Genomic DNA, 22,628 nt, shown 5'->3' with positions numbered 1-22,628 from the left:
TCGTCGATGCCTGCTTGTGAAGAGAGATCAGCATCCTCGCCTCCCGTCCCGAAACTCGGCCAGGATCGATCTTGCCACGAAGAACGCGGTCCGGCGAGGGTCTATGTGATCATCCGGGATGGAACACTTAGCCTCACGGAGTAATGTTGCCATTCTGGCTGCTGTCAAATGAGCCTTTGTGGCTTCGCGAGTGAGGTAGTCTGACATTTTCATTCCTGATTTTCTATTCGACGGGTGACCTAGGTTTTGTATTACTTTATTGACTATATATTCAAGGTATTTGGAGATCGACCCAGACGGTCGATATTTCTGATGAGATGAATTGACATTAACCCATCAAAATTCAAGACTATCCATGGCGATCATTCTTGCCATTAAGTGAACTCACTTGTCGTGAATGATTAAGATCGGCTTTCACAGTCACCCTCGCCCTCAGGGCCGCGACGTTTGATCAAATTCAGCAATGCGGTCTTGCAGCTATGAACAAAACTCAGTCAGTTTATCAGCCGTAGGCTTTTGCTTATGCACGGGCGTGATCATCAGATGCTAATGCTCGTCTATTGGACTTGATCCAAGACAGTGATGTCAGTGCCCAGTGCTTACGATGAAATAAATCTCATTATATTCAATGCCTTGCATCTTCCTACATCCACGACCTTCTCAGGCGTGAAATTGCAATGATCCACCGTGGCCATGTTGCGGAGAAGCAGAGGGACGCACCATGAACAGGTGACACAAAAGCGCTGCACAGTACCCACGCAACTTACCATTGCCCTCCAACCACTTGTATTGTAATGGTTATTCTTGACGTATATTCACCTGTGTGGCTCACCGCCTCCGCCAGCACACCAATTTATATCGTTGTATTTATTGGATAATTATTTGTGCTGGCTTTTCCGTTCCCCCAATACTTCCCCCATTTGATTTCGGCACTGGTCGGAAGTTGCCGGAACGTCTGGGCGCACAAGGCGGCGCAATCGCACCCCATACCCCTCTTTCACAATCTGTTCCCTGTGAGAATGAAGCAGGACCACGGGTCTGGCGTCATCGCCCCCACCTTATTTTCAGGGGGGCCTATTTTGGCGAAAGCGCGTGAGCAATAGTCCATCATCGGTCCCGACTGCCCTTAGCCCCGGCGCATTGGCACCGGGCCGACGCAACAGCCCATAACGCGCCCGTGCGCGCATGAGGGATGCAAAAACCTGTATTAGCAGGTAGCGCGACTACCCACGGCGGTCCCTAGCGGCGCGTCAGGTAGACTTTGAACCGCCCCCCCCAGATGCCCTAAATTGTGGATGCGCGCATTTGCTACCCATGCCGGTCCTGACAAGCCCGACGCGTAGGGCTTCCATCGCCCCCCCCCTGTCGCAATGCAAAAGCCCCCGCGCTGGGCAGGGGCTAATGGGATTTGATATGAGTCCCGAGAAAGTCAGCCTTCCCGGCTTGCTTCTATCTGGTCAATCCAAGCGCTCGCGCACGCGTCTGCCTTTTCTGCCATCGCAGACAGGACGAATATCAGATGGTCACGGTCGCGCCCTTGCAGCGGTTCATCAGAAGAATGCTGGGCCAGTTCATCGGCCAAGGCGCGCAGGGCCTGCGCCCCGTTCAGCAAGCCCTAAGACTCGCGGTGAAGGTCAAAGGACGCGGGCTGTTGCACACTCTGGCTCATGGCGTCACCCCGCGCGCCCTGTGGTAGTCACCCAGCAGCATCGGACGAACGTCACCCCAATAGATGAAGTCGAGGCTGGCCCCGGTTTCCATGCAGAAAAGACAGACTGCATGGGCGGGTGCCTCGTCGGCGTCCAGTAAGTCAACGGTCAGGCCATCTGGGACTGGCACACCCAGCGCCTCGGCGACGTAGGCCAGACGGCCCATGCGTGTTTCGGGAATTGAGGGAATAGTCATGGAATATCCTTTCTGCATGTTAGGTTTTGTTAGGTTCAGGCGGCTATGGCTTGTGCGGTCGCCAGTTCAGCGCGCAGCGCAGCCATAGCGGTCAGTTCGCGGGCGCGGTGGAAGTCGCCACAATCCAGCGCGAACAGCAGGCTTTTCAGTTCGGCAACGGGCCGCGTGTTCGCGAAGGCCGTGATTGCGGCTTTACGGCGCTGGGCAGCGTTGCGGGCGTAGGTCCACGCATTCCGCAGATGTTTGGCAAACACAGTGCGGCGCTCGGCTGCGGTCGGGGTGCTCTTGCGGCCATATGTCGGACCGGGCCTCCAGTCGTAAGCCTCGCAGTAATCGTGGTCGGCTTTGGTCCTGGCCCACGCGTTGCGGAATATCTCGGCGCGGTCATATGTCATGGCTGGCGTTCCCCATTGCTTAATTCGCTTACCGTGTTATAGTTATGCTACGGTGTAGGGGCTATGTCAACTACTATGTAAGCGATTTATTTCACAGGGTATGCGAATGAGACCAAAGCAAGTCAGGATGGCACGGGCTGCGCTGGGGCTGGGCGTCCGAGAATTGGCAGCGATTGCGGGCGTCTCTTTCACGACTATCAGCCGGTTTGAGACGGGGAAAAGCGGTTTGCAGCTATCCAGTGCGGACGCCATCCGCCGAGCCCTAGAAGCGCAGGGCGTGCAGTTCCTCGAAAGCGGACAGGTCGCGGCTGGGCCGGGGGTGGCATTGAAGGAGCATCAGGACTGATGGCCCTTCTTTACCACCCGCCAATGGGCACAATCGTCATGGCCCACTTTGACGGAGCATTCAAAGAACCGGAAATGGTCAAAACGCGCCTTGCCGTAGTCATATCTACGCACATCGAAGTGAGAGCCGGGCTTTGCACTATCGTCCCATTGAGCACAACGGCCCCGGAACAGCCGATGCCCTATCACATGCAGATTGTTATCCCGTTTCAACTGCCGCCCAAGTGGGGCAACCGTGAGCGATGGGTTAAAGGGGATATGGTCTATGCTGCCGGGTTCCATAGGCTGGATTTGCTTCGGATGGGCAAGGACAAGACCGGGAAGCGGGTCTATCAAGAAAGGACGTTACCGGCAGGTATGCTGCACGAGGTTCGTTGTTGCGTATTGCACGGTTTGAGCATGGGCCAGTTGACAGAGCACCTGTAAGTCACCATGTTTGACATGTCGCGGCGCTGCGAAAGCATCCGCATTAAGACCCTACCAAGGGCCGCTGGTCATCGGGGCGAAAGCAAGTTCTAGACCAGCGTTGGCAGGCCCCCGGAAACGGGGGTCTTTGCTTTTCCGCTGTCGTGTTCACATGAATTGGACGGCAGAACGCTCTAGCATCCTTTCACCCCATACGGCCAGCCCAGCGCATTAGGGTAATCTTAGGGTGCAGCCCGGCAGCTTAGGCTTGGACGGCAGGCCCCGCGCCGGAATGCGGCAACGGCGTTTCAGTCAATCGCGCGTGCGCGTATTGGTCCGCGAAACCGTCGCATGGTGCCTGAACCTGCATTGTCGATCCGCCCAGCGCCCGCGCGTGGGGCAACCGGTCTATGGCAAGTTGCCAGAGAGTTTGCCTGACCCCTCGCCCCCGCGCGCGTGGGGCAACCTGCAAGTAACAAGTTGGAATTAGCAAGCCATTCCCCTCGCCCCCCGCGCGCGTGGACGGCAGGCAAGATGCAAAGTCTGCGTCTTGCTCATTTGCCCTCGCCCCCCGCGCGCGTGGACGGCAGAACCAGCTGCGGCTTCAATCTTGATTGCCGGGCCGGTGAATAGCAGCCCATGCGGCAGGGATTTCCTTTGATTGTTTTCCAAGGGCCTTAGCCGACTAACAGCCCATCACGGGCCAGCATCGGCCAAGGTCAACAAAACTCAACACCCGCCCGGCAGCTTGCGCCGGGTCCGCGCGGCGCGTTTACGGCATCCCTCGCAGCAATAGCAGGCATCGGCGCGGCGGTATTCCGGCACAGGGTCGCGACAGCCCCGGCACGTCCAGCCGTTTCGCGTCAGGTTCGCCAGGATGCGCTTGGCGCGGGCCTTGCGCTGGGTGCGGCCTGATAGCAGGAAGGTTTCCACCAGCACCGCCCAGCCGTCGCCCTGCGCCTCTATCGTGACGCTATGCGGGTCAGGCGCGGGCATCTGGGCCAGTCTCTATTTCGGGGGTTACAGCCGGGTCAGAGGTCTGTTCCCGTTCGGCCCGCCATTTTGACCAGCGGCGGCGTTGCGCCTCGGCAATCCGGGCCTTGCCCTCTGGCGTTTTGGCCCCGGTGGACTTGCCCCCGTGAAACTTGCAACGGCGCTTGCCCGGTTCGGATTTCATCCGGCACGGTTCACCCTTGCGCGTCCGGGCACCGCAGCGCACGCGACGGGTCGCCTTGAACGCCTCACTGCGGGCCTGCAAGCGGGCCACCATGGCGATGAATGCCGCATCACGCGCGGTCAGTTCGGCCTCCATATGCGCGGCCCAGCCGTTAGCGACAGGGTGACGGTCGGGCACATCGGGCAAGCCCAGAACCCCGGCCATGCAGTTCACCGCCCATGCGCGCCGTTCCACCTGCGGCTTGCATTCCCAATAGCTGACCGCGTGACGCCCGATGCCCGCCCGCTGGGCCAGTTTGGTCTGCGACAGCCCAGCGGCCTTGCGGCTGGCTGCCAGTTCGGCCCCAGTCATGCTGCCATTCCCCTGCGGATATTCCCGACCGTTTGCGGGCTGCACCCGACGCGCCGGGCAATCGCCCGGTCTGACAAGGATGGCTCAGCTTGCAGGACGGTCAGCACCTCTGCCCGCCTGTCCGCCGTGCTAGGGCGTCCAGATTGGACAGGTGCCACGAACGTGGCAAAGTCAGCGCGCAGGGCCGCAATTAAAGCCCTGTCCGCATCAGCCCCGCGCGCCATGTCCAGATTGGCAAGGTAGTCCATCCAGTCCAGCCGTGCGGTGATGCCTTGGGCAGTCGGGGTGCGCAGGTTGTCCAGCAGGTGTTCCAGCGCGGACCGCCACGCTTCCTCCCATTCGTGGGATGTATAGCCGGGTTCAAAGGTGCATCGCGCCGCCGTGCGGGCCTCGTGGGCCTGATGGGTCGCCCATGCCGCCTGCACCGTCTCAGGAACGCGCACAGCGCCGCGCATGGCCTGCCACATGGCATCGGTCGGGCCATCGCAATACTTGAAGCCCCGATAGCCCCAGAACGGATTATCCGCGTCTGCCAGATGGGCCAGCGCGTCACGCAAAGCGGCTTCGGTATCAGTCGGGGCAAATACCGCATCTTCGGAACCGTATTCGGCCAGCAGTTCCCGGCAGCGGGCGCGGCGTTGCGCCTCTTTGTCCGCACGGCGGGCGGCCTCTTTGACCTTGTATCCCGGTTCCTTGGCTTCCATCCAATCATCAAAGCCCGTGAACATGTTGGCGGGCTTGGCGCTGGGGGCGTCCAATCTGGACAGCGCGGCTTGCAGGGTCAGCCCAGCCCGTGCCGCCAGTGCCTCGGCCTTGGACATTGCGGCCCGCCGCTCCCCATCAGTCTTTCCGCCAGCCATCAGCGCCCGGACCTTGCGCAGCTTGTCCATGTCCAGATTGGACGCTTGCACGTTCATGCCGCTCCCCCTTCCGCTTTCCAGCATCCGCGCTGGGCGCATCCGGCTTCACGGTTCACCCATCCCTGACAGATGCCGCAGAACAGCCGCCCAGCCGGGCCGTGACGGTCCCATGCCGTAAGGGCGCGCCATTCATCCAGATGCACCACACGGCCCGTCCAAGTGTGGCAGCGGCCATATTCATCAGGCCGGGGTTCGTCCTGCCGTAAAGGGGATGCCGGGGCGGGCGGCTGGGTGATTTCGTCAGGGTAGCGGCTGCGATTTCCGCTATTCCCGCGATTTGGCAAATGGCCCATCCCAGCGCCAAACGCCTCAGACACCAATACCGGTCTGTCGGACAGGGCTGGGATTTCATCCGGCTGCGATTGCGATTCCTGCGATTTCCGCGATACCGGATTTCTCAAATCGCGGGAATCGCGGAAATCGCAGCACGCGGGGGCTTCGCTTAGAATTTCAGCCAAGGCGGCTTGCACGTCAAACAACATGGGCTGGCCTCACAAAATAAAAGGGGCTGCGGTCGCTATTCCCGCTATTCCCGCTATTCCGCATCCACCAAATAGCGGAGATAGCGGGAATAGCAGGTCCGGGCGCTGCGGTTTCAATCGGCATTGGACGCCCTCACAATCCGATAGGCTTCCTTTCGGGGCGCGCCACGAATGACCATGCCAGCTTCCTGCCGTGCCAAATGACCGGCTTTCAGCAGCATCGCCAGCGGTGCATCCAAGGCTTTGCGCTCGCGCAATGCGTTCGGGCCATGCTTCAGAATATCGCTGGGCAACACCTCATCATGCGGCCAGCTTTCCACCAGCCATTGCCGGAGGCGTTCGGCTTTCGCGGTTTCCTCGGACACCAGCCCGGCCTCGGCCAGCCGCTGTGCCTCGCCCAGATAGAATTGCGACAGTTCGATGCCCCAGCCCATTGCCTGCGGCGTCACCTCGGGGGCGTCCAGATCGGCCCAGAGGGTCAGCACGCCAGCAATACGCGCAGCCTGTTCGGCAGATTTGCTGGCATAAGCCCTGACGTGTTCCATAGGCTGTCCCGGTGCCTGTGCCCTTTCCACCGCATCATAGAACCGCCAAAGCAATTCCCGCGCCCCGCCCGACAGTGGCAGCCGCGCCGGGGTCAGTTCCTGGGGGTTGTCGCCGGTCGGCATTGGCGCGGCCAGCAGTTCACCCAGACGGGACGTAAAGGCGGACACGGCAACATCGCTTGCCATGTCGTGGCCGCGCCGCAATCGAGTGCCGATAACGCTGGGCGGTTCGGTAATCAGGAAGCGCGCCAGAAAGCCCTGCCCCGATGCCTGCGGGTCAGCCATCAGCGGGCGCGCGGCCACCGGCTGGGCCATTAGGTGCATCGCAAGCCTGCGGCCCGGATAAGAGCTGGCCCCGTCGCCGGACCGGATGCGGTTCACCGTGTCGCCATTCCAAAGCTGCGACAGCCCGGCAATGGTTTTCAGCTTATTGTCGCTGTTCATGGCGTGCCCCCCAATAAAGCCGCCCGCCTCATCGGAGAATAGCCCCAGCGCCGGGCGCCCGGCCTGATACAGCTTCAGTAGCCCCTCGAACGTGGGTTCCTGCGCCGTCACGCTGGGCAACAGGGGCGCGCGGGGTTCCGGGCCAAGGGCGCGAAGGTCGGCCTCGGCCCCGGTCGCCTTCAGCTTGTCATTCCCCGCAGCTTCACCAAGCATTCGCTTGCGCTTGCCCGTCCAGATTTCGCGGTCCATCTCATATTCAGCAGCGGCTTCGCGGTATGTCTCGGCTTGCGCGCGCTCATGGTCGCGGACGCCACGCATCAGCAGCCGGTCGCAGGATGATTTGCGCTCGCCGCTTTCGGCAATGGTCAGGCAGAACAGAGAACACGGGGCGTCACCGCCAAGCGTCTCCACGTCTGCAAAGCCCTGCACAGCCAAGGACGCCACAGACAGGGCCGATTGGGCCGCAATCCCAAGGGGGGCCTGGGTAATGTCTTGCACTGCCTCCACAGCCTGCCGCAGCGGCCCCAGCGCGTGGACGGGATAGGCGGCGCCGGGCAGTATTTCCCGCAACAGCGCCTGCGGCCCCTCGGCCTTGAACGGGATGGGTTCGGGCATGGCGTTCATGCGCTGGCCCCTTTCATGGTCAATACATCGTTCCAGTCGCGCCCTTGCGGCGCGGGAAGCAGGCTCACAGTCCAGCCCAAGGCGGTGGCGCGTTCAGCCAGACTATTTGCAGCGGCCTGTCCTGCCGGGTCGCCATCGGCGGCGACGGTCAGGCGGTGCGGACGGTCGGGACGCCGCAGCGCCGCAATGCCGGGGGCGGACAGCGCGGCCAAGACCGTCGCTGGGCCGCGTAGCAGGCCGCTGGACAGGCTCAAGGCGGTTTCGATGCCCTCGGCCACCACAAGCGGTCCATCGGCCTCAGAGAGCCGCACAGCGCCGCCACGGGTGGCCCCCTGCATGGCCTTGGCCGGTTCGGCATCCGCCTTGCCGCTTCCATCGGCCCGCAAATAGGTCCGGTGGATGGCAGCACGGGGCAACCCCTCCACCAGCGCGACCATGGCTGGGAAGCGCCGGGCGGTCGGGTGCCAGCACTCGGGGTGAAAGCGCAGCGTGCCCGGCAGCGGGCAGGTGATGCCCCGCCCGCGCAGATAGGTTTCTGCGATGGTCCCGCTGATCGGCAGCGCCTCACGCCACGTCGCCAGTGCCCGGCGCTCTGCGCGGTCGGCCTCGGCCCGGTCCTGCGCCTCGCGCCGCGCCAGTTCCCCGGCATCGGGCGGCTGGGGGTGGTGCGCACCATCCATTAGCCCCCGGTCGCGCAGGGCTTGCAGCACATCCATGAAGCCGCAGCCGGTCTTGCAGTTCAGCAGCAAGCGCCCGTCCGGGGCGTCTGCCAGCGTCAGGCTGGGCTTGCGGTCGCCATGTGCCGGACACAGGGCCAGCCCATAGCGGCGGTGCCACTTGCCGCCCAGCGCAAGGGTAAGGATCTGGGCGTTACTCATGGCCGCACCCCCAGATGAATGCGGCCAACAGGGCGGCGCGGTCGGGGGGCAGGCCATAGCGGGCAGACAGGCGGGCAATGCGCAGGGCGGTCATTCCTCGCCCCCTTTCCCCAGCGCCATCAGCGCAGGCGCGACAGCCTCGGCCATCAAGTCGGGAAAGGTGCGGCCATAGACATAGACGGGCTGTCCGGGCCGCTTGCCCTCGATACTGTGGGCGGCTTTCAATGCCGCTTCTATCGTCGGATAGCTGCCCTCTTTCATGATGCCCCCGCGAACCCTGACGATAATATCAAAGCCGGACGCCACGGCGGCATAGATGCGCACATCGTAAATCTTGCGGGTCATGCGGCGCCCCCTTCCAGCCGGTCACACAGCGATTGCGCGCTGGGCGGAAAGCGCAGGCGGGCGATATCGGTGCCGGGTGCCAAACGGTAATGGGCCACGTTTTCCGGGCCGCGCAGTTCCGTAAGGATGGGCCATTTATAGGTCGCTTTAAGGCGATGAATAATCGCGCCCAGCCGCCAGCCTTTTACCTCGCGGATTTCGGTCTTATGGGAAATGGTGCGCCCGTTCATCAGGGCTTCACAGGTCCAGAAAACTTGCGTCGGGCTGGAATACCAGCGTTCGGAATTTGCCATGTCTCGGCCTCTAATCTTGCGGGCCGGGGCGCTGGGCGTTATATTCGGGGTATCCAAACCGCCGAAACAATAGCCGCCGCCGCCCTCATGCCCAAGGGTGGCGGTTTGCTTATGCGGCGTGCTGGCGGCTGTTCAGCCAATCGGACACGGCGCTTTCGGGCCAGCCGACAGCTTTGCCGGTCAGCTTTACGGGGCGCGGAAACAGCCCCTTGCTCATCATGTCATAAATGGTGCTGCGGCTCAGGCCGGTGATTTCTTCAACGGCGCGGCGGCGTAGGTGTTTCTGGGCCATGTCGGTATTTCCCTGCATGTTGCGGTTCATGCTGGAAAGATGCGTTTCTTTCGGCTGTAAGTTAATGCCGTAAATAAATTGCCTATAAGCTTCATCTAATTATCGGAAGGTGGTTAAGTAAAACACTAGCATTACCGAAGGCGGGTTGGTGCTTTAATACTTTACGGCAACCGCTTAGGCGGTTTTGGCGGAAAAAGGCTATGATATTTTACTTGCAGGTCCGGGCCGGCTTCGCCCCTACGGATTTCGCCGATATATTCATCCGCCTGACCCTGCCCCTGCCGCCAAAGAGTTGGTTCTTTGGTTGCACTGTCTGAGAGCGCCAGCGTTGTAACAGCCTTTTCACCTAGCTTAACAACGTCGGGATTTCGTAACACGACCCGTAACATAGCGTCCATGAGCGCTGTGCGACGGGCATCGCGCGCCATCGCGGATCGTTCACTACCAGCAGCCCCAGCTTTCTTTCGCATTTCTTGGGCTTTGACCGCGCTGGCTTCAACTCCGTGAACAAGGTTCTCCAAATCCCTCCAGAGGTATCCCGCTGAAAAATAATCGCGTTTTATATACTCATTGAACTGGTAAGCCGCCGCTACATAAGCAGGCGAAGATTGGGGAAAGTTAAGCCAGCAATACTCGAATACTGCGGCTACCTTCCAATCATCACCATGCCTACCCTCAAGCACTTTCTTCCGTTCTTCTCCAGTAAAATCTAAGACGTCCTTGGTCAGATCGTGACCCAGCATCACACCTGCAGCCTCTAGAACATCAAAAGCCAAGGGGGACTCACTATCGCCAGCATTTTTTACACCAGTTGTATCTGAGAGGCGGCCTAGCACTAGGTCGATATTCGTTTTTAAATACTCTTTCAGTTCTGGCGCTAGCGCACTTGTTCCTTCAAACTCCGCACCAACAAAGTTTTTCAGTTTAAATTCTTGGGCGTCTCTCTCAGTCTGAAACGTTTGGCTTATAATTGACTTTGGAAGAAGCCCAGAACGCACGGTTACCCAAGCCACCCACATTTCAACCGCATCGTCTGACCCCATAAGAGCGGAAAATACTGAACCATCACGAAGCTTTATTTGTTCAATTCTGATATTTTCCACATAGGTTTTCCGAACTGGCTTCCGGTAATCCATTACCCAATCCTCACCACGTTATCGCGTTTCTCGGCTAGAAAAGCCGCCCATGCATCCATCATCTTGCGGCGCTTCTCGAACACGTCGCTGCGCGCATAGGCCCGTTCCACGGCATCGCCGGACAGGTGCGCCAGCGCCGCCTCGGCCACCTCGCGGGGGAATGTTGTGCGTTCCTGCGCCCAAGTGCGGAAGGACGTGCGGAAGCCGTGAACGTCGGCATAGAACCCCAATTCCTTCACCAGCTTGGAAAGGGTCATGTCTGACAAGGGACGCCCTGTCTTTGTGCCGGGGAACACCAGACCGGACCCATCGGCCAGCCCCTCGGCCTCACGCAGCAAAGTGATAGCGCGCGGCGACAGAGGCACGCGATGCGGACGTTTCATTTTCATGCGGGCGGCGGGGATTTCCCAGACCTTGGCGGCCATGTCGATTTCATCCCATTGGGCTTCGCGAACCTCGCCAGACCGGGCAGCGGCCAACACCAGAAATTCCAGCGCCAGCTTTGTCACCTGCCCTGCCCCGGATGCGCGCACCGTGTCGATGCATCCCGCCACGGCGTCATAGGGCAGCGCCTTGCGGTGTTCCTGCGCCTTGGACACCTTGGGCAGCGCCCGGCTGATATTCTCCGCTGGATTATCCTGCCGCCAACCTTGGGCAATCGCCCATTTCAAAACCATGCCGATGCGCTGACGCACACGGCGCGCGGTTTCGGGCTTCTCTGTCCAGATGGGCATTAGCACCGCAAGCACGTCACCCGTGGACACGTCCTGCACCTTCAGCTTGCCCAGCCGGGGGAAGGTGTATGTTTCCAGCGTAGTCAGAAATTGCGCCGCGTGCTTCTCGTTCGCCCAAGTCGGCTTGTGCAGGGCGTGAACGCGCCGGGCCGCTTCCTCGAATGACAGGACGGCTTGCGCCTCACGTTTTGCTTGCAGAGGGTCGCCGCCTTCACGGGCCAGCTTGCGATTGTCCAACGCCTTGGCGCGCGCCTCTGCCAGCGTCACTAGCGACGGCGAACCCAGCCCTAGTTCGCATCGCTTGCCCCGCACAGTGATGCGCTGCACCCAGAACCGCGAACCGTTGGCGTCCACGCGCAGATAAAGCCCGTGCCCGTCAAAATACTTGCCCGGCAGGGTCGCATTGCGCACCGCCTGCGCGGTCAGAGCCTTTTCCGGCCTGCGGGTCAAATGGACGGCCACAGCTTCCCCCTTTCTTTCCCCCATTAATTGGGGGAATAACCCGGACTATGCCGGAACATTAGGGACATGGGAAGCCCTGTAGCGCCTTGCAATAGCTGCATGAATCGGAATGTTCTGGAACACAATGGATTGTGGAACGGCAGACACCGCCTCCGCCATCTAACCCAAATTTACTTTTATTATCAGCGACTTGCCGGTCTGATTGCCAAACTCCTTTCGCGGCTTTGACAGTTGCAGTTCCGTCGGCTGTTATTCCCAGCACAAGCATGGCCCAGGCTGCGAGGTCTATTCTGCTGGCAGCGACGGTCGATCGCGTCACCTCCGTCAACGATCGATGGCCAGAAACAGCCATGATTTCGTCCGCGCTGCCGTCCGCCTTTGCCAGGCGGCGGCATGGGTGCGACCCTTGAGTGCTATGACGCCATTCTTCGCCAGGTGCGCCCGCATCGCGTTCACTTGCGCGGTCGGCTGTCGAACCGGCAGATGGCGGGAACGGGCAGCGTCAATACGCTCTGCGCATCGGCGGATTTGACTGGGACAAGGCGCGTCCTGGGGCGCGTCACTGCCTTGCAGATGGCCTCGGCATCTGCCGCGTCGGTCTTGTTGGGCTTCACATACGCCGTCACATCGGCTGGCACCTCGTGGTCAAGCGCCTGGAGCCGACGCGCCCGATGATATGCCGTCGCGCATGCCTCCATGCCGATCAGGCACCGGTCAAGACCGCCGAACAGCCCGAGCGGCCGGTCCCGTTGGACCTTTCGGCGAAGAACAGCGCGTCCCTGCCCATCCATCCCGTGGATTTGGAAAATGTTCCCGGCGATATCGAGGCCGATCATGGCAATCTCCCTGTGGGCGGCTCCCTCTTGTTGATGGTCGGTGACAGCACCATCATGACACGGGTGGGGGCCGTCCACCTCATCAAGGCTGCAAACAGACGAGTGCAACCTTGACCCGACGTGCCATGGTCAAGGGCTCGATCGAAGGTCCACCCCTTTGGTCAGGGCGCTGAACGGGGACTCGAAGCCAGGCCATCGGGCGCTCGCGCGGCGGCATGACGACCAAGATACTGGCGTTGACGGACGCCTTGGGGAACCTTGCCGATTTCCGCCTGCTGCCGGGGGCAGGCCCATGATCTGCGCACGGTGCCAGAGCTGATAAGCGATCTGAGTGCTGATCACCTGCTCGCCGACCGTGCCTTCGATGCCGATGGGCCGCGAACCGCGCTGAGCGAACGCGGGGTTGTCCCGATCATCCCGCCCAAAGCCAACCGACGCTTTCCCGACGCCTTCGACAAGGACAGCGGCAAATGGCGGCATTCAATTGAGAATTACTTTGGAAAGCTCAAGGAAAACCAAGGCATCGCAATGTGCTCGTTCAAAACTGACGTCAGGTTCAAGGCGTTTATCTGATTGCCGCCACAATCATTCAGCTCAGATGAACGTCAACCGACCCTGGCATTGCTACAAGATGTGGGCCTCGGTCAGTGTCGCATGGCGGCGGCACCGTCGATATCGGGCACGGTCCTGGCGCAGACGGCCCAAAGCCGCCGGTCTTCCGGGCATCGACGCAGCAGCGGCTTGCCCATCCCGGATGCTCGGACTTGTGGCAGCGACGATGACCGGGCAATGTCGCGGATGCGGAGCAAAGCTGCCCCCCTTCGTTTGCGTTTTTTCAATAGCCGCACCGGAGGATTCAATCGCGTTCCATCACGGTGTCAGACAACCGAACCAAGGTGTTTCCATTCGATGTTCCGCGACCTTTCGATACCGGCCTTTTCCATGGGGATCCTCGCTGCGCTTGTTGGATATTCAGCGTCATTCGCCATTGTGCTGGCAGGGTTGACCGCGATGGGGGCCACGGCGGGGCAAGCGACGACCGGGCTGTTCTTTGCGACCATCGGCATGGGGATCTGCAGCATCTGGCTGCCTGCCGCGACGCGAATTCCCGCCGCTGTGGCATGGTCCACACCCGGGGCGGCGTTTCTTGCGGCAACCGCCACGTTGCCGGGCGGATTTGCCGAGGCTGTCGGGGCGCTGATTTCCTGCGCCGGATTGATCGTCCTGACCGGATTGAGTCCCGCCCTTGGGCGGATCGTATCCGCGATCCCGAAACCCATCGCGAACGGTCTGCTGGCAGGGGTCCTGCTGAAGCTGTGTCTGGCCCCTGCGGTGGCGCTTGGCAGCATTCCGGTATTGGTCCTGCCTGTGCTTGTGGCGTGGCTGGCCGGATTGACATGGAACAGGCTGGCCGCAATGCCGTTTGCCGTGCTTGCGTTTCTTGTGGTGCTGTTTTTCGCCGTCGATCCTGCGGACAATGCGATTCAGACGGACACCGGATGGCTGCCTGTCGTGATACCGGTCATGCCGGTTTTCACCCTCCAGTCGTTCTTTTCCATCGCTCTGCCGCTTTATCTGGTGACAATGGCGGGGCAGAACATCCCCGGCTTTGCGGTGCTGGAGCTGAACGGCTATCGGGTGGACCGCCAGCCCCTGATCCGGAAAACCGGCATTGTCAGCCTTGCCTTTGCGCCGTTCGGGTCGATTCCCGTCAACATGTCGGCAATCACGGCAGGGATGATGGCAGGCGAGGATGCAGGCCGCGATCCGGCAACACGGTACTGGGCTGCGATCACATCGGGGATCGTCTATGTCTTGCTGGCATTTGCGGCGGCGCTCGTCACGTCACTGGCCAGTCTTGCGCCGCTTGCCCTTATCACTGCGGTGGCGGGACTGGCGCTTGTCCCCGCCTTGATCGGTTCGATCTCGGCTGCCTTCAGCGAACGAACCCAGTTGGAAGCGCCGGCGCTGACCTTCTTGATCGCAGCAAGCGGCATGACGCTTTGGGGCATCAGCGGCGCATTCTGGGGTGTCGTCGTCGGCGCGATCATCTGGCTGTCAAAGACCGTCGCCAATCGATCAACCGATCGCTGACGCAGAGTCATTCAAGAAAGCAGAGAGCTGTCCAACGCACCACGCCACAGCGTCCACGAGATGAATCAATCATGCGTTGCGCAGCGTTCATGGGCTGGAATGGCGCCAATGCGAGATGGCCCCGCCAGGGGTCAGGATTGTGGTTGCCCACGGGTGCGGGCTATGGCGTCTGTGGAACAAGATCCGCCTTGACCACGGAGGCATCGACACAGACGCTGACCTGCTGGGACAGCCAGCGCATCGCCGGGTCCGCGCGGCGGCGGGTATGAGAGATCGCCGAGAAAGGAATGGCCGGCAGATCGATGGGCGGGGCGGTGATCTGCAGGCCCGAGATGTCGTCAAGGCAGCGCCGGGCAACGGTCAGGATCAGATCGGTGCCGGTGATGACCTGGGGGGCAACGCTCCAATGCGGCAGGATCAGGGCGATATGCCGGGCCTTGCGATGGCGGCGCAAGGATAGGTCCAGCTCGGTCGGGGCCTGCCCGTGAACGGCGACCAGAACATGCGGCGCCGCCCAATAGCGATCGGCGGTCAGGCCCACATAGGGCTGCGGCTGGCCTGACGGGTCCAGAAGGCAGGCATAGTCGTCCGTGAACAGAACCTGCCGTTCGATCTGAGGCGGAAGGTCGGAAAAGACGCCAAGCGCCATGTCGATCTCGCCATCGACGACGGCGGCGATCATGCCCTGCCGGCTTTTCTGGGTGATCACCAGTTGGATGCCGGGGGCGGTGCGGCGCAGATGGCGCATCAGCGGGGGCAGCAGCAGGCCGCTGCCGTAATCGGACAGGCACAGATGAAAGATATGGCGGCTTTCGGGATCAAAGCCGGTCGGGACCAGAACCGCCCTGATCCGGCCCATCGCCTCGGCCAGCGGCGTGGCTAGCTCCAGCGCCCGCAGCGTCGGGACCATCCGGCCCTGTTCGCGGATCAGCAACGGATCGTCCAGCAACTGCCGCAACCGGGCCAGCGCGTGACTGACCGCAGGCTGGCTCATGTTCAGCCGCTGTGCCGTGCGCGAGATGTGACGCTCGGCCAGAAGGGCATCGAGCACGACAAGCAGGTTCAGGTCGATTGATCGAAGGTTATTCATGGCGTGAATAATGCGCGCGGAATCACGAATTTAACATACAGGATTTTTGGTTCTATCGAGGGGCCGGACAATCACAGGACCACCAGATGCATGCCCTTTTTCTGACGATCGCCGCCGTTCTTGCCGGAGCCGCCGTTCCCTTTCAGGGCGGCGCCAATGCCGCTTTGGGCCGTGCTTTGGGGCATCCGCTCTGGGCGACATTGGCTTCGCTTGCCATCAGCGCGATCTGCGTCATCCCGGTGCTGGTCGCCATCAGGGCGCCGCTGCCCTTGATCAGCTCTCTGACCGCTCAGCCGAAATGGGTCTGGATCGGCGGGGTCGCGGGGGTCGTCTATATCACCGCGGCGATTCTGCTGATGCCAAGGCTGGGGGCTGCGGGTTTCATGACGGCGGTCATTGCCGGACAGGTGGTGGCGTCGCTGATCATCGACAGCGTCGGGGCGGTCGGACTGGCGGCGCGCCCTGTCGACATCACGCGGCTGACAGGCGTCGCGATGGTCATGCTGGGCGCGGTCGTCATCCAATGGCCCGGGCTGTCGAAGATGTAGAAGACCGTGGCGAGGCCGGGGATGCAGGCACCCCCCCCCCACCCTCACCGACGCAATGACAAGACGCCCGCGCCGACGATCATGATCATGCCGACCGAGGCAATCAGGTCGGGCGTCTCGTTGAAGAACACGATGCCCCAGATGACTGCGAACCCGACATAGGCGAAATCGAAGGCCCCGATCATTGCGGGCGGGCCGTTCTGATAGGCGATGGCGGCCCCGATGCTGCCGATCAGGATCGCGGCGGCCAGAAGCCCCATCGAGACCCACTCGGCCTGTCCCATCGGCGTCCAGGGCGACAGCAGAAACCCCTGCCTCAACTCGGTTGGCAGCAGCCGGATCAGCGCGGCGGCGATACCGCCGACAAGGACAAAGCCGATGTTGAGGGCCAGCGACAGGCCAAGCGGGTGTTCGTCGCGGCACCGGGTCCGCGTCACGATCATCGCGCCTGCATAGAGCATGGCGGCGATCAGCGGCAGCAGGGCATAGGCGTTGAAATCCCCCGCTTTGGGCCGAAGGATCATCAGAACCCCCGCAAAGCCAAGCACGATCGCGATCCATCCGGTCTTCGGGATGCGGTCTCCGAGAAAGATCGCCGAAAACAGGGTGATGAAGATGGGAAGCGTGTAATAGGCCGCCGCCGCGGCCGAGAGCGACAGGTGCGGCAGGGAAAGATAATAGCAGACCCACATGGCGATCAGCATCAGGCTTCGCAGGGCGATCCACCGGAAGGTTTGCGGTTTGCGCAACCCTCCCAGCAGGACGGTCAGGATCACCAGCACGGGAACCACGATCAGCGACCGCAGGACGAAGATCTGCCAGATGACGAAGCTGCCGCTGGTCAGCTTGATCAGCGCATCCCCCAAAGACAGGGCCAGAACCGTCAGAATGATCGAGCAGACAGCCAGCGGGATGCGGTCTCTGGACGTGGTTCTGGGGGATGCCGGCATGTGACCTCTGGGCTGATCGCAGCGGAACTTTAGAAGAACACACCGATCCGCGCAATGATTGAGAGGCACCGATGCGCTGCGCAAGGGCGGTCGTCTGACCGAGTGACGGCGCATTTGGTTCGTAACAGCCCGTCGGGCAAGCCGCAGGGCACCATCGACCGACCATATCGATCCTGAGCGGGAAATATCCCCGATTTGCGGCAAGACTGCCGTCGCTATGAAAGCAGCTTTTCAAAATAGACGCGGTTGAAGCCATCTTCGGTGCGGCGGGCCACTTCGGCGTAGCCAAGCTTGGGATAAATCGACAGGTTCGCCGTCATCAGCTCGTTTGTGTAAAGATGAACCGCGCCAAAACCCCGTGCTTGGGCGGTCCTTTCACAGAAGTTGATGAGTTCCTTTCCAATGCCGCTGCCAGTTGCCCAAGGAAAGACCGCGACATTTTCCAGAAGAATATGCCCTTCTGCGGCATGGAACACGATGAAGCCCTGAACGCGATCCGCATCATCCGTCGCAACGAAGACGTCTCCGGCCGCGATCTGCGTGGCAAAGTCAGCGACCATCGGCGCAGGTTTCCGACCGATCAAAGGCACATATCGTGCATATGCTTGTCCTGCGCATTCCCTGATCTGCGCCTCATCATGGGCCGTAGCCTGCCGGATCATCTGGCCCTCCCGCGCTGCAGCAGATCCGATCTTGTGCGGTCAAAGCGTCCGATGCAATAACCGCATTGGGCCTCGCCAGTCCTTTGGCGCGACCCGGGGCAATGTCGATAAACCGGCCAAAGCGGGCCATGCCTGTCAAAGCGGGCAATGGTGCACAGGTCAGCATAAATGTTTGGCCGCAGGCATGATCAGCCAGCAGCATCGCCAACCCCAAAGGCGTGCCTGAACCCGATCCTGCCCGCAGCGGCGTCCTCCCGCGCGCGTGTTCCGCTGAGACGCCGAACCCAACCCTGATCCAACGCATGGGCGCAAGTGGTGGCCCCCAGGACGCCTGCCAGATGGGGGCGGCGCTCGCTTCAGTTCAGACAGGGGCGACAAATGGGATGGGTGCTTTCCGGATCGGGCGCGAGAATGCCGAGGCCCGGCAGCCGTTCCCGACCGATCTCGGTCAGGGCCACCGCATCGCCCGCCCGTTCCTTGGCTGGCAGGTGCGCAGCGCAACCTTGCCGAGTGATCTGTTCGCTGCTGTTCATCCTGTCGGCAGGTGACGGCGAGGCATGACTTGTTCCGGGCATCGCGCTGTTCGGTCGGCGGATCGGCACTGCCACGTCCCTGCCGCCCAGCAGGCACCTCGGTTGGCCGAGGCAGCCCGAGTGGTGCCGCTGATCGCCGCCATCGGTCAGGCGGGTGACGCCTTTGCGCTGGCGGCGTTTGGTCAGCTGCAGGGGCGTGACGGGCGCGATGGGGCCGGATCGGCCTTGTTGTCCCTGTGCGCTGCCGCGATCCGCTCGGGTGGGCGGTCTCCTGCACCGGGCTCGTGCCACCAATCCGATGACAGGCGCGCTGGCTGGTCCCTAAAGACCGTTGGCCTTGGCGATGTAATCCGACAGATGCGGGACGTAATCCTCTGGACCGTCGCCGCCCGTCGCCATCGCCAGTGCGAACGCGTTTTTCACGGCGCTGGCCATTGGCGTGCCGACGGTTGCGCCATTTGCCATGGATTCGACATAGCGCATGTCCTTGTAGGCATTGCCCAAGGTGAACTTGTGCGCCTCGCGGTTCCCGTCGAGCGCATAGTCCATGAATGTCTGATAAAAGCCGCAATCCATCCGGCCACCCCGAATGACCTTGTCGAAGTCAGCCACCGGAATGCCGACCTTGCGCGACAGGGCCAGCGCCTCGGAATAAAGCGCGGCGTAGCCGAGCGACAGGAAGTTGTTCAAAAGCTTCATCTTGTGGCCATCGCCGACCGCGCCGATATGCACGATCTTGGCGGCCCATGTGGCAATGACCGGCTGCACCCGTGCAAAGGCGATATCGCTGGCCCCAACCATGCAGTCGAGCGTTCCGGCCCATGCCTCTTTCGGAGTGCGCGACAGGGGCGCGTCGATGAAATCCACGCCGATCTCAGCCAGATCCGCCGCCAGACGCAGTGTGACGGTCGGATCAGAAGTAGAGCAATCCACCACAACCGTGCCCGGTGCCAGTCCGGGCTTCATGGCCGCCACCGCGGCCGCAACCTCGGGAGAGCCGGTCAGACACATCAGGATCACGGTGCAGTTGCGCGCAAGATCCTCCAAGGATGCGGCTTCCACGGCGCCGCGCGACACCAGATCATCGACCGCCGCGCGTTTGCGATGCGCCACCACGGTCAGCGGATAGCCCTTTTCCACAATGTTCTTCGCCATGCCTTGCCCCATCAGGCCAAGTCCGACAAAACCAATTTTCTCTTGCGTCATCGTCATTCTCCGGGTGAGTCAGGAAAGATCAAAGCGGCAGCGCCAAGGGGCATCTGTTCGGGTGTCAGCAAGCACAGCGCCTGACTGTGCAGCATGGGAAACAGCATGTCGATCCTTGGAGGATCGTCGGATAAGCCAGAGATGCGCGCCATCAGGGATCGGCGGTGGCGCCGAACGACGGCCACATCCCCGATGGGGCATTTTCGCGCGGATGCCTCCCAAGAACGGGTTAACGCTGGCCGCGGCGGGCCGGGCAGGACTATCAAACAGGGCATGGACAGGGAGAGCATCATGACCAAACGCATCGTTTTCACGGGCGGCACCGGCAAGGCCGGGCGCCATGCCGTGCCCCATCTGCTGGCCAAGGGCTACAAGATCCTGAACGTCGATCTCAAGCCGCTTGACCTTCCGGGGGTGAACACGCTGATCACCGACATCACCGACAGCGGTCAGGTCTTCAACGCCTTCACCACCCATTTCGGCTTTGACGGCTATGATGACGGCGCACCGCCGAAAGCGCCCGACGCCATCGTGCATTTTGCCGCCGTGCCACGCGTGATGATCAACCCCGACAACACCACCTTCGCGCAGAACACCGTCGGCACCTACAACGTGCTGGAAGCGGCGATGAAGCTGGGCGTGCGCAAGGTGATCTTTGCCAGTTCGGAAACCACCTACGGGGTCTGCTTTGCCGAAGGTGACAAGGATTATCATTCCTTTCCGCTGGAAGAGGATTACGACAGCGACCCGATGGACAGCTATGGTCTGTCGAAGGTGGTCAATGAAAAGACCGGCCGTGCCTTTGCGATGCGCTATGGCGCGGATATTTACGGCCTGCGGATCGGCAACGTCATCGAGCCGCATGACTATGCCAATTTCTCCGGCTATCTGGCCAACCCGATGAGCCGCAAGCGCAACGCCTGGAGCTATATCGACGCCCGCGATCTGGGCGAGATCGTGCATCTTTGCCTGCAAAAGGACGGGCTTGGCTATCAGGTGTTCAACGCGGTGAATGACACCATCACCGCCACCCTGCCGACAGCAGAATTTCTGGCAAAGTTTGCGCCGAATACGCCGGTCACCCGACCGATGGGCAAAGACGAGGCCCCGCTTTCCAACCGCAAGATCCGCGACGTGCTGGGTTTCCAGGAGGCGCATCCATGGCGGAACTATGTGGACGTTTGATCTGACCGATGGGGGCGACGCGGTCGTGATGCTTTGGTTGACAAGGCGCATGTGTGACTGCGCCGAAGTCGGGGCATCGCGCGTTTCAGCCACAGCGATCATTCTGTGACACAGCAATACGGGAACTGCGGCGATCAACATGGGCGCAGTTCCTCCCATCAGGCAAGCCGCGAGCCCGCTTCAGACCTCTAGCGGCATGAGCAAGCTTTCCGAGAACCGGGGCAAGCCTGCGTAGGTTTTGTCCTGTCAATTTAAAAGCCGACACGCGCGCCTTGCTCGTGGCCCATAGCCTCGGCCTGTGGCGCAAAACGTTTCGGCGTGGTGCGCGCAAAAGGTACGCAACCTGCTTGATATTCGAAAGCGGGCCAAACTGATCCGGCCCTTCAGCGACTTAGTCCTCGGCGCACAAGGCGCTTCGTGACGCAGGGCGAAGAAACGGTCTTTAGGCCGTCGGCACCGTGCCTCCGTCGATGACGACTTCCGTGCCGGTGATGGAAGAGGCGCGGCCGGACGCCAGAAAGGCGATCAGGTTTGCGATCTCCTCCGGCTTCGACGGGCGGCCGATGGGTATCCCGCCGAGGCTGTCCATGATGATCCGCCTGCCTCCCTCCAGATCCGTGCCCGCATCGGCCGCCACGCGTTCGGCCAGCCGGACCGAGGCCTCGGTTTCGATCCAGCCCGGGGCCACGCGGACCACGCGCACGCCCTTGGGCGAGACCTCCTTGGACAGGCTCTTGCTGTAGACCGACAGCGCGGCTTTGGCGGCCGCATAGGCGGTGGTCGCCTCGGGCAATGGCAGGCGGGCTTGGATCGAGGTGACATGTACGACCACGCCCGATCCCTGCGCGATCATGCCGGGCACCAGGGCGCGGTCCAGACGCAGGGCTGGCAGCAGGTTCAGCGCCAGCTCGGCTTGCCATTCCGCATCGCCCAAGGCTGTAAAGCCGCCGCCGGGCGCGGAGGAACCGCCCAGCATATGGACGATGATATCGGTGCCGCCCATCCGGTCCTGCACGGCGCTGGCGACGGTTTCGCATCCCTCCGGTGTCGTCAGATCAGCAGCAACGAACAGCGCCTCCGGCAGATCAACAGGCTTGCGGGCCGTGGTCAGCACCTGCGCGCCAAGCTGGCGGAACAGCGCCACCGTGGCCGCGCCCGCGCCCTGCGTGCCGCCGGCGATCAGGGCGCGCTTGCCCTGCAGCGTCAGGAACTCCGGCATCATCCGATCTCCAGATCGGTGATGCGTAAGCGGCGGGGGCGCCTCACCTGCTTTCAGCTTGACGGCATGAAGTTCCAAGGCAGCAGATCGTCGATCCTTGCTTGTGGATGACCGGCGGCCACGGCTTCCAAGGTTGCCTTCAGGTAGGCGAAGGGCTCGATACCATTGATCTTTGCAGTGGCGATCAGGGAGGCGATGCGTGCCCAGGATCTCCCGCCCTCGTCATGGCCGGCGAAGAGTGTATTCTTGCGGGTCAGGGCGATCGGTCGGATCAGGTTCTCGACGCAGTTGGAGTCGATCTCGACACGGCCATCGCGCAGGAAGGTCTGCAGCCCGTCCCAGTGGCGATGGATATAGGCCAGCTTTTCACCGAGACGCGACTTCATCGATACGCGCCGACACTGCAGCTGCAGCCATTCGCCGAATGCGGCGACCAGCGGCGCAGTGCGCGCCTGGCGGGCCGACAGCCGTTGGCCCGGGTCCATGCCACGGATCTCGGCCTCGATCCGGTAAAGCTCGGCAATCCGGCGCAGACCTTCGGCTGCGATCTCGGATCCGTCGCGATCGAAGAT

28 protein-coding genes are annotated in these 22,628 nt (G+C 61.7%); 6 read left to right on the top strand and 22 right to left on the bottom strand.

The features are described 5' to 3' along the window. Positions 1 to 1,429: 1,429 nt before the first annotated feature. The 3 genes from EG885_RS22830 to EG885_RS18405 all read right to left on the bottom strand — a co-directional run bounded on the left by EG885_RS22830 (position 1,430) and on the right by EG885_RS18405 (position 2,300). Positions 1,430 to 1,582 (bottom strand): hypothetical protein, encoded by a 153-nt coding sequence (locus tag EG885_RS22830; protein WP_165571196.1) that lies wholly within the window; start codon positions 1,580 to 1,582, stop codon positions 1,430 to 1,432. 83 nt (positions 1,583 to 1,665) lie between these two features. Next, positions 1,666 to 1,905, bottom strand: a complete 240-nt coding sequence (locus EG885_RS18410; protein WP_131577483.1) for a hypothetical protein — start codon at positions 1,903 to 1,905, stop codon at positions 1,666 to 1,668. A 35-nt stretch (positions 1,906 to 1,940) separates the two neighbouring features. Next, entirely contained in the window at positions 1,941 to 2,300 is a 360-nt protein-coding gene (locus EG885_RS18405; protein ID WP_131577481.1) for a hypothetical protein, read from the bottom strand. A gap of 127 nt (positions 2,301 to 2,427) precedes the next feature. Between EG885_RS18405 and EG885_RS18400 the strand changes: the two genes are divergently transcribed. Next, complete coding sequence (locus EG885_RS18400; RefSeq protein ID WP_242679734.1) at positions 2,428 to 2,646, top strand: helix-turn-helix domain-containing protein; 219 nt, start codon at positions 2,428 to 2,430, stop codon at positions 2,644 to 2,646. Then, positions 2,646 to 3,071, top strand: coding sequence for a type II toxin-antitoxin system PemK/MazF family toxin (locus EG885_RS18395; RefSeq protein WP_131577477.1), 426 nt, complete (start codon positions 2,646 to 2,648; stop codon positions 3,069 to 3,071). Before EG885_RS18400 ends, EG885_RS18395 begins: the two co-directional genes overlap by 1 nt. Before the next feature lie 708 nt (positions 3,072 to 3,779). On the opposite strand, the gene EG885_RS18390 is transcribed toward EG885_RS18395, so the two are convergent. The 12 genes from EG885_RS18390 to EG885_RS18335 all read right to left on the bottom strand — a co-directional run bounded on the left by EG885_RS18390 (position 3,780) and on the right by EG885_RS18335 (position 12,569). After that, positions 3,780 to 4,046, bottom strand: a complete 267-nt coding sequence (locus EG885_RS18390) for a hypothetical protein (protein ID WP_131577475.1) — start codon at positions 4,044 to 4,046, stop codon at positions 3,780 to 3,782. Next, entirely contained in the window at positions 4,033 to 4,578 is a 546-nt protein-coding gene (locus tag EG885_RS23120; protein ID WP_207392327.1) for a helix-turn-helix domain-containing protein, read from the bottom strand. The genes EG885_RS18390 and EG885_RS23120 overlap by 14 nt, the downstream gene beginning before the upstream one ends. After that, positions 4,575 to 5,495: an AsnC family protein gene (locus EG885_RS18380; RefSeq protein WP_131577473.1), complete on the bottom strand. Its 921-nt coding sequence runs from the start codon at positions 5,493 to 5,495 to the stop codon at positions 4,575 to 4,577. Before EG885_RS18380 ends, EG885_RS23120 begins: the two co-directional genes overlap by 4 nt. Next, positions 5,492 to 5,980, bottom strand: a complete 489-nt coding sequence (locus EG885_RS18375; protein ID WP_131577471.1) for a hypothetical protein — start codon at positions 5,978 to 5,980, stop codon at positions 5,492 to 5,494. The genes EG885_RS18380 and EG885_RS18375 overlap by 4 nt, the downstream gene beginning before the upstream one ends. A 113-nt stretch (positions 5,981 to 6,093) precedes the next feature. Beyond that, complete coding sequence (locus tag EG885_RS18370) at positions 6,094 to 7,593, bottom strand: YfjI family protein (RefSeq protein WP_131577469.1); 1,500 nt, start codon at positions 7,591 to 7,593, stop codon at positions 6,094 to 6,096. Further along, positions 7,590 to 8,471 (bottom strand): DUF7146 domain-containing protein, encoded by an 882-nt coding sequence (locus EG885_RS18365; protein ID WP_131577466.1) that lies wholly within the window; start codon positions 8,469 to 8,471, stop codon positions 7,590 to 7,592. The genes EG885_RS18370 and EG885_RS18365 overlap by 4 nt, the downstream gene beginning before the upstream one ends. Positions 8,472 to 8,561: 90 nt before the next feature. Continuing rightward, on the bottom strand, positions 8,562 to 8,816 hold the full coding sequence (locus tag EG885_RS18360; protein ID WP_131577462.1) for a hypothetical protein: 255 nt from the start codon (positions 8,814 to 8,816) through the stop codon (positions 8,562 to 8,564). Continuing rightward, positions 8,813 to 9,109 (bottom strand): hypothetical protein, encoded by a 297-nt coding sequence (locus tag EG885_RS18355; RefSeq protein ID WP_131577458.1) that lies wholly within the window; start codon positions 9,107 to 9,109, stop codon positions 8,813 to 8,815. Before EG885_RS18355 ends, EG885_RS18360 begins: the two co-directional genes overlap by 4 nt. 109 nt (positions 9,110 to 9,218) lie before the next feature. Beyond that, positions 9,219 to 9,431 carry a helix-turn-helix transcriptional regulator gene (locus tag EG885_RS18350; RefSeq protein ID WP_341352772.1) on the bottom strand — a complete coding sequence of 71 codons (213 nt, stop codon included), beginning with the start codon at positions 9,429 to 9,431 and terminating at the stop codon, positions 9,219 to 9,221. 131 nt (positions 9,432 to 9,562) lie between these two features. After that, a complete protein-coding gene (locus tag EG885_RS18345) occupies positions 9,563 to 10,537 on the bottom strand; it encodes a hypothetical protein (protein WP_131577455.1) in 975 nt (324 codons plus the stop codon). Beyond that, positions 10,537 to 11,733, bottom strand: coding sequence for a tyrosine-type recombinase/integrase (locus tag EG885_RS18340; RefSeq protein ID WP_341352771.1), 1,197 nt, complete (start codon positions 11,731 to 11,733; stop codon positions 10,537 to 10,539). Before EG885_RS18340 ends, EG885_RS18345 begins: the two co-directional genes overlap by 1 nt. A gap of 452 nt (positions 11,734 to 12,185) precedes the next feature. Continuing rightward, positions 12,186 to 12,569 carry a transposase gene (locus EG885_RS18335; protein ID WP_131577449.1) on the bottom strand — a complete coding sequence of 128 codons (384 nt, stop codon included), beginning with the start codon at positions 12,567 to 12,569 and terminating at the stop codon, positions 12,186 to 12,188. Positions 12,570 to 12,827: 258 nt separating this feature from the next. On the opposite strand from EG885_RS18335, the gene EG885_RS18330 reads away from it, so the two are divergent. Both EG885_RS18330 and EG885_RS18325 read left to right on the top strand, forming a co-directional pair. Further along, a complete protein-coding gene (locus EG885_RS18330; protein WP_131577446.1) occupies positions 12,828 to 13,142 on the top strand; it encodes a hypothetical protein in 315 nt (104 codons plus the stop codon). A gap of 216 nt (positions 13,143 to 13,358) precedes the next feature. After that, a complete protein-coding gene (locus EG885_RS18325; protein WP_242679733.1) occupies positions 13,359 to 14,663 on the top strand; it encodes a benzoate/H(+) symporter BenE family transporter in 1,305 nt (434 codons plus the stop codon). Between the two features lie 160 nt (positions 14,664 to 14,823). On the opposite strand, the gene EG885_RS18320 is transcribed toward EG885_RS18325, so the two are convergent. Continuing rightward, positions 14,824 to 15,753 (bottom strand): LysR substrate-binding domain-containing protein, encoded by a 930-nt coding sequence (locus tag EG885_RS18320; protein WP_131577443.1) that lies wholly within the window; start codon positions 15,751 to 15,753, stop codon positions 14,824 to 14,826. Between the two features lie 86 nt (positions 15,754 to 15,839). On the opposite strand from EG885_RS18320, the gene EG885_RS18315 reads away from it, so the two are divergent. Beyond that, positions 15,840 to 16,301 carry a DMT family transporter gene (locus EG885_RS18315; protein ID WP_131577440.1) on the top strand — a complete coding sequence of 154 codons (462 nt, stop codon included), beginning with the start codon at positions 15,840 to 15,842 and terminating at the stop codon, positions 16,299 to 16,301. Between the two features lie 44 nt (positions 16,302 to 16,345). On the opposite strand, the gene EG885_RS18310 is transcribed toward EG885_RS18315, so the two are convergent. The 4 genes from EG885_RS18310 to EG885_RS18300 all read right to left on the bottom strand — a co-directional run bounded on the left by EG885_RS18310 (position 16,346) and on the right by EG885_RS18300 (position 19,652). Further along, complete coding sequence (locus EG885_RS18310) at positions 16,346 to 17,251, bottom strand: DMT family transporter (RefSeq protein WP_131577438.1); 906 nt, start codon at positions 17,249 to 17,251, stop codon at positions 16,346 to 16,348. A gap of 215 nt (positions 17,252 to 17,466) precedes the next feature. Then, a complete protein-coding gene (locus tag EG885_RS18305; RefSeq protein WP_131577436.1) occupies positions 17,467 to 17,913 on the bottom strand; it encodes a GNAT family N-acetyltransferase in 447 nt (148 codons plus the stop codon). 356 nt (positions 17,914 to 18,269) lie between these two features. Next, positions 18,270 to 18,446 carry a hypothetical protein gene (locus EG885_RS22825; protein WP_165571195.1) on the bottom strand — a complete coding sequence of 59 codons (177 nt, stop codon included), beginning with the start codon at positions 18,444 to 18,446 and terminating at the stop codon, positions 18,270 to 18,272. Positions 18,447 to 18,767: 321 nt separating this feature from the next. Then, the gene (locus tag EG885_RS18300; protein WP_131577434.1) at positions 18,768 to 19,652 is read right to left on the bottom strand and encodes an NAD(P)-dependent oxidoreductase; all 885 of its coding nucleotides are present in this window, start codon (positions 19,650 to 19,652) and stop codon (positions 18,768 to 18,770) included. A gap of 291 nt (positions 19,653 to 19,943) precedes the next feature. Here EG885_RS18300 and EG885_RS18295 point away from each other — a divergent pair, with 291 nt between their 5' ends. Then, the gene (locus EG885_RS18295; protein WP_207392326.1) at positions 19,944 to 20,837 is read left to right on the top strand and encodes an NAD-dependent epimerase/dehydratase family protein; all 894 of its coding nucleotides are present in this window, start codon (positions 19,944 to 19,946) and stop codon (positions 20,835 to 20,837) included. Positions 20,838 to 21,279: 442 nt separating this feature from the next. Here the strand turns inward: EG885_RS18295 and EG885_RS18290 are convergent, their stop codons facing one another. Then, positions 21,280 to 22,059: an SDR family oxidoreductase gene (locus EG885_RS18290; RefSeq protein ID WP_242679731.1), complete on the bottom strand. Its 780-nt coding sequence runs from the start codon at positions 22,057 to 22,059 to the stop codon at positions 21,280 to 21,282. A 50-nt stretch (positions 22,060 to 22,109) separates the two neighbouring features. Next, the coding region (locus tag EG885_RS18285; RefSeq protein WP_131577432.1) for an IS66 family transposase at positions 22,110 to 22,628 on the bottom strand (519 nt) is incomplete at its 5' end.

This window comes from Paracoccus nototheniae (assembly GCF_004335005.1).
Classification (GTDB): Bacteria; Pseudomonadota; Alphaproteobacteria; order Rhodobacterales; family Rhodobacteraceae; genus Paracoccus; species Paracoccus nototheniae.
This window is presented reverse-complemented; position numbering and strand designations above follow the sequence as displayed.

What these genes read in the sequence shown, in the direction of transcription:
- EG885_RS18355 (WP_131577458.1), bottom strand. Translation starts at nt 9,109, where the DNA reads ATGGCAAATTCCGAACGCTGGTATTCCAGCCCGACGCAAGTTTTCTGG.
- EG885_RS18370 (WP_131577469.1), bottom strand. Translation starts at nt 7,593, where the DNA reads ATGAACGCCATGCCCGAACCCATCCCGTTCAAGGCCGAGGGGCCGCAG.
- EG885_RS18390 (WP_131577475.1), bottom strand. Translation starts at nt 4,046, where the DNA reads ATGCCCGCGCCTGACCCGCATAGCGTCACGATAGAGGCGCAGGGCGAC.
- EG885_RS18295 (WP_207392326.1), top strand. Translation starts at nt 19,944, where the DNA reads ATGACCAAACGCATCGTTTTCACGGGCGGCACCGGCAAGGCCGGGCGC.
- EG885_RS22825 (WP_165571195.1), bottom strand. Translation starts at nt 18,446, where the DNA reads ATGAACAGCAGCGAACAGATCACTCGGCAAGGTTGCGCTGCGCACCTG.
- EG885_RS18290 (WP_242679731.1), bottom strand. Translation starts at nt 22,059, where the DNA reads ATGATGCCGGAGTTCCTGACGCTGCAGGGCAAGCGCGCCCTGATCGCC.
- EG885_RS18410 (WP_131577483.1), bottom strand. Translation starts at nt 1,905, where the DNA reads ATGACTATTCCCTCAATTCCCGAAACACGCATGGGCCGTCTGGCCTAC.
- EG885_RS18350 (WP_341352772.1), bottom strand. Translation starts at nt 9,431, where the DNA reads ATGAACCGCAACATGCAGGGAAATACCGACATGGCCCAGAAACACCTA.
- EG885_RS18395 (WP_131577477.1), top strand. Translation starts at nt 2,646, where the DNA reads ATGGCCCTTCTTTACCACCCGCCAATGGGCACAATCGTCATGGCCCAC.
- EG885_RS18310 (WP_131577438.1), bottom strand. Translation starts at nt 17,251, where the DNA reads ATGCCGGCATCCCCCAGAACCACGTCCAGAGACCGCATCCCGCTGGCT.
- EG885_RS18405 (WP_131577481.1), bottom strand. Translation starts at nt 2,300, where the DNA reads ATGACATATGACCGCGCCGAGATATTCCGCAACGCGTGGGCCAGGACC.
- EG885_RS18305 (WP_131577436.1), bottom strand. Translation starts at nt 17,913, where the DNA reads ATGATCCGGCAGGCTACGGCCCATGATGAGGCGCAGATCAGGGAATGC.
- EG885_RS23120 (WP_207392327.1), bottom strand. Translation starts at nt 4,578, where the DNA reads ATGACTGGGGCCGAACTGGCAGCCAGCCGCAAGGCCGCTGGGCTGTCG.
- EG885_RS18335 (WP_131577449.1), bottom strand. Translation starts at nt 12,569, where the DNA reads ATGATCGGCCTCGATATCGCCGGGAACATTTTCCAAATCCACGGGATG.
- EG885_RS18325 (WP_242679733.1), top strand. Translation starts at nt 13,359, where the DNA reads ATGTCGCGGATGCGGAGCAAAGCTGCCCCCCTTCGTTTGCGTTTTTTC.
- EG885_RS18315 (WP_131577440.1), top strand. Translation starts at nt 15,840, where the DNA reads ATGCATGCCCTTTTTCTGACGATCGCCGCCGTTCTTGCCGGAGCCGCC.
- EG885_RS18365 (WP_131577466.1), bottom strand. Translation starts at nt 8,471, where the DNA reads ATGAGTAACGCCCAGATCCTTACCCTTGCGCTGGGCGGCAAGTGGCAC.
- EG885_RS18400 (WP_242679734.1), top strand. Translation starts at nt 2,428, where the DNA reads ATGGCACGGGCTGCGCTGGGGCTGGGCGTCCGAGAATTGGCAGCGATT.
- EG885_RS18380 (WP_131577473.1), bottom strand. Translation starts at nt 5,495, where the DNA reads ATGAACGTGCAAGCGTCCAATCTGGACATGGACAAGCTGCGCAAGGTC.
- EG885_RS18375 (WP_131577471.1), bottom strand. Translation starts at nt 5,980, where the DNA reads ATGTTGTTTGACGTGCAAGCCGCCTTGGCTGAAATTCTAAGCGAAGCC.
- EG885_RS18345 (WP_131577455.1), bottom strand. Translation starts at nt 10,537, where the DNA reads ATGGATTACCGGAAGCCAGTTCGGAAAACCTATGTGGAAAATATCAGA.
- EG885_RS18320 (WP_131577443.1), bottom strand. Translation starts at nt 15,753, where the DNA reads ATGAATAACCTTCGATCAATCGACCTGAACCTGCTTGTCGTGCTCGAT.
- EG885_RS18360 (WP_131577462.1), bottom strand. Translation starts at nt 8,816, where the DNA reads ATGACCCGCAAGATTTACGATGTGCGCATCTATGCCGCCGTGGCGTCC.
- EG885_RS18300 (WP_131577434.1), bottom strand. Translation starts at nt 19,652, where the DNA reads ATGACGCAAGAGAAAATTGGTTTTGTCGGACTTGGCCTGATGGGGCAA.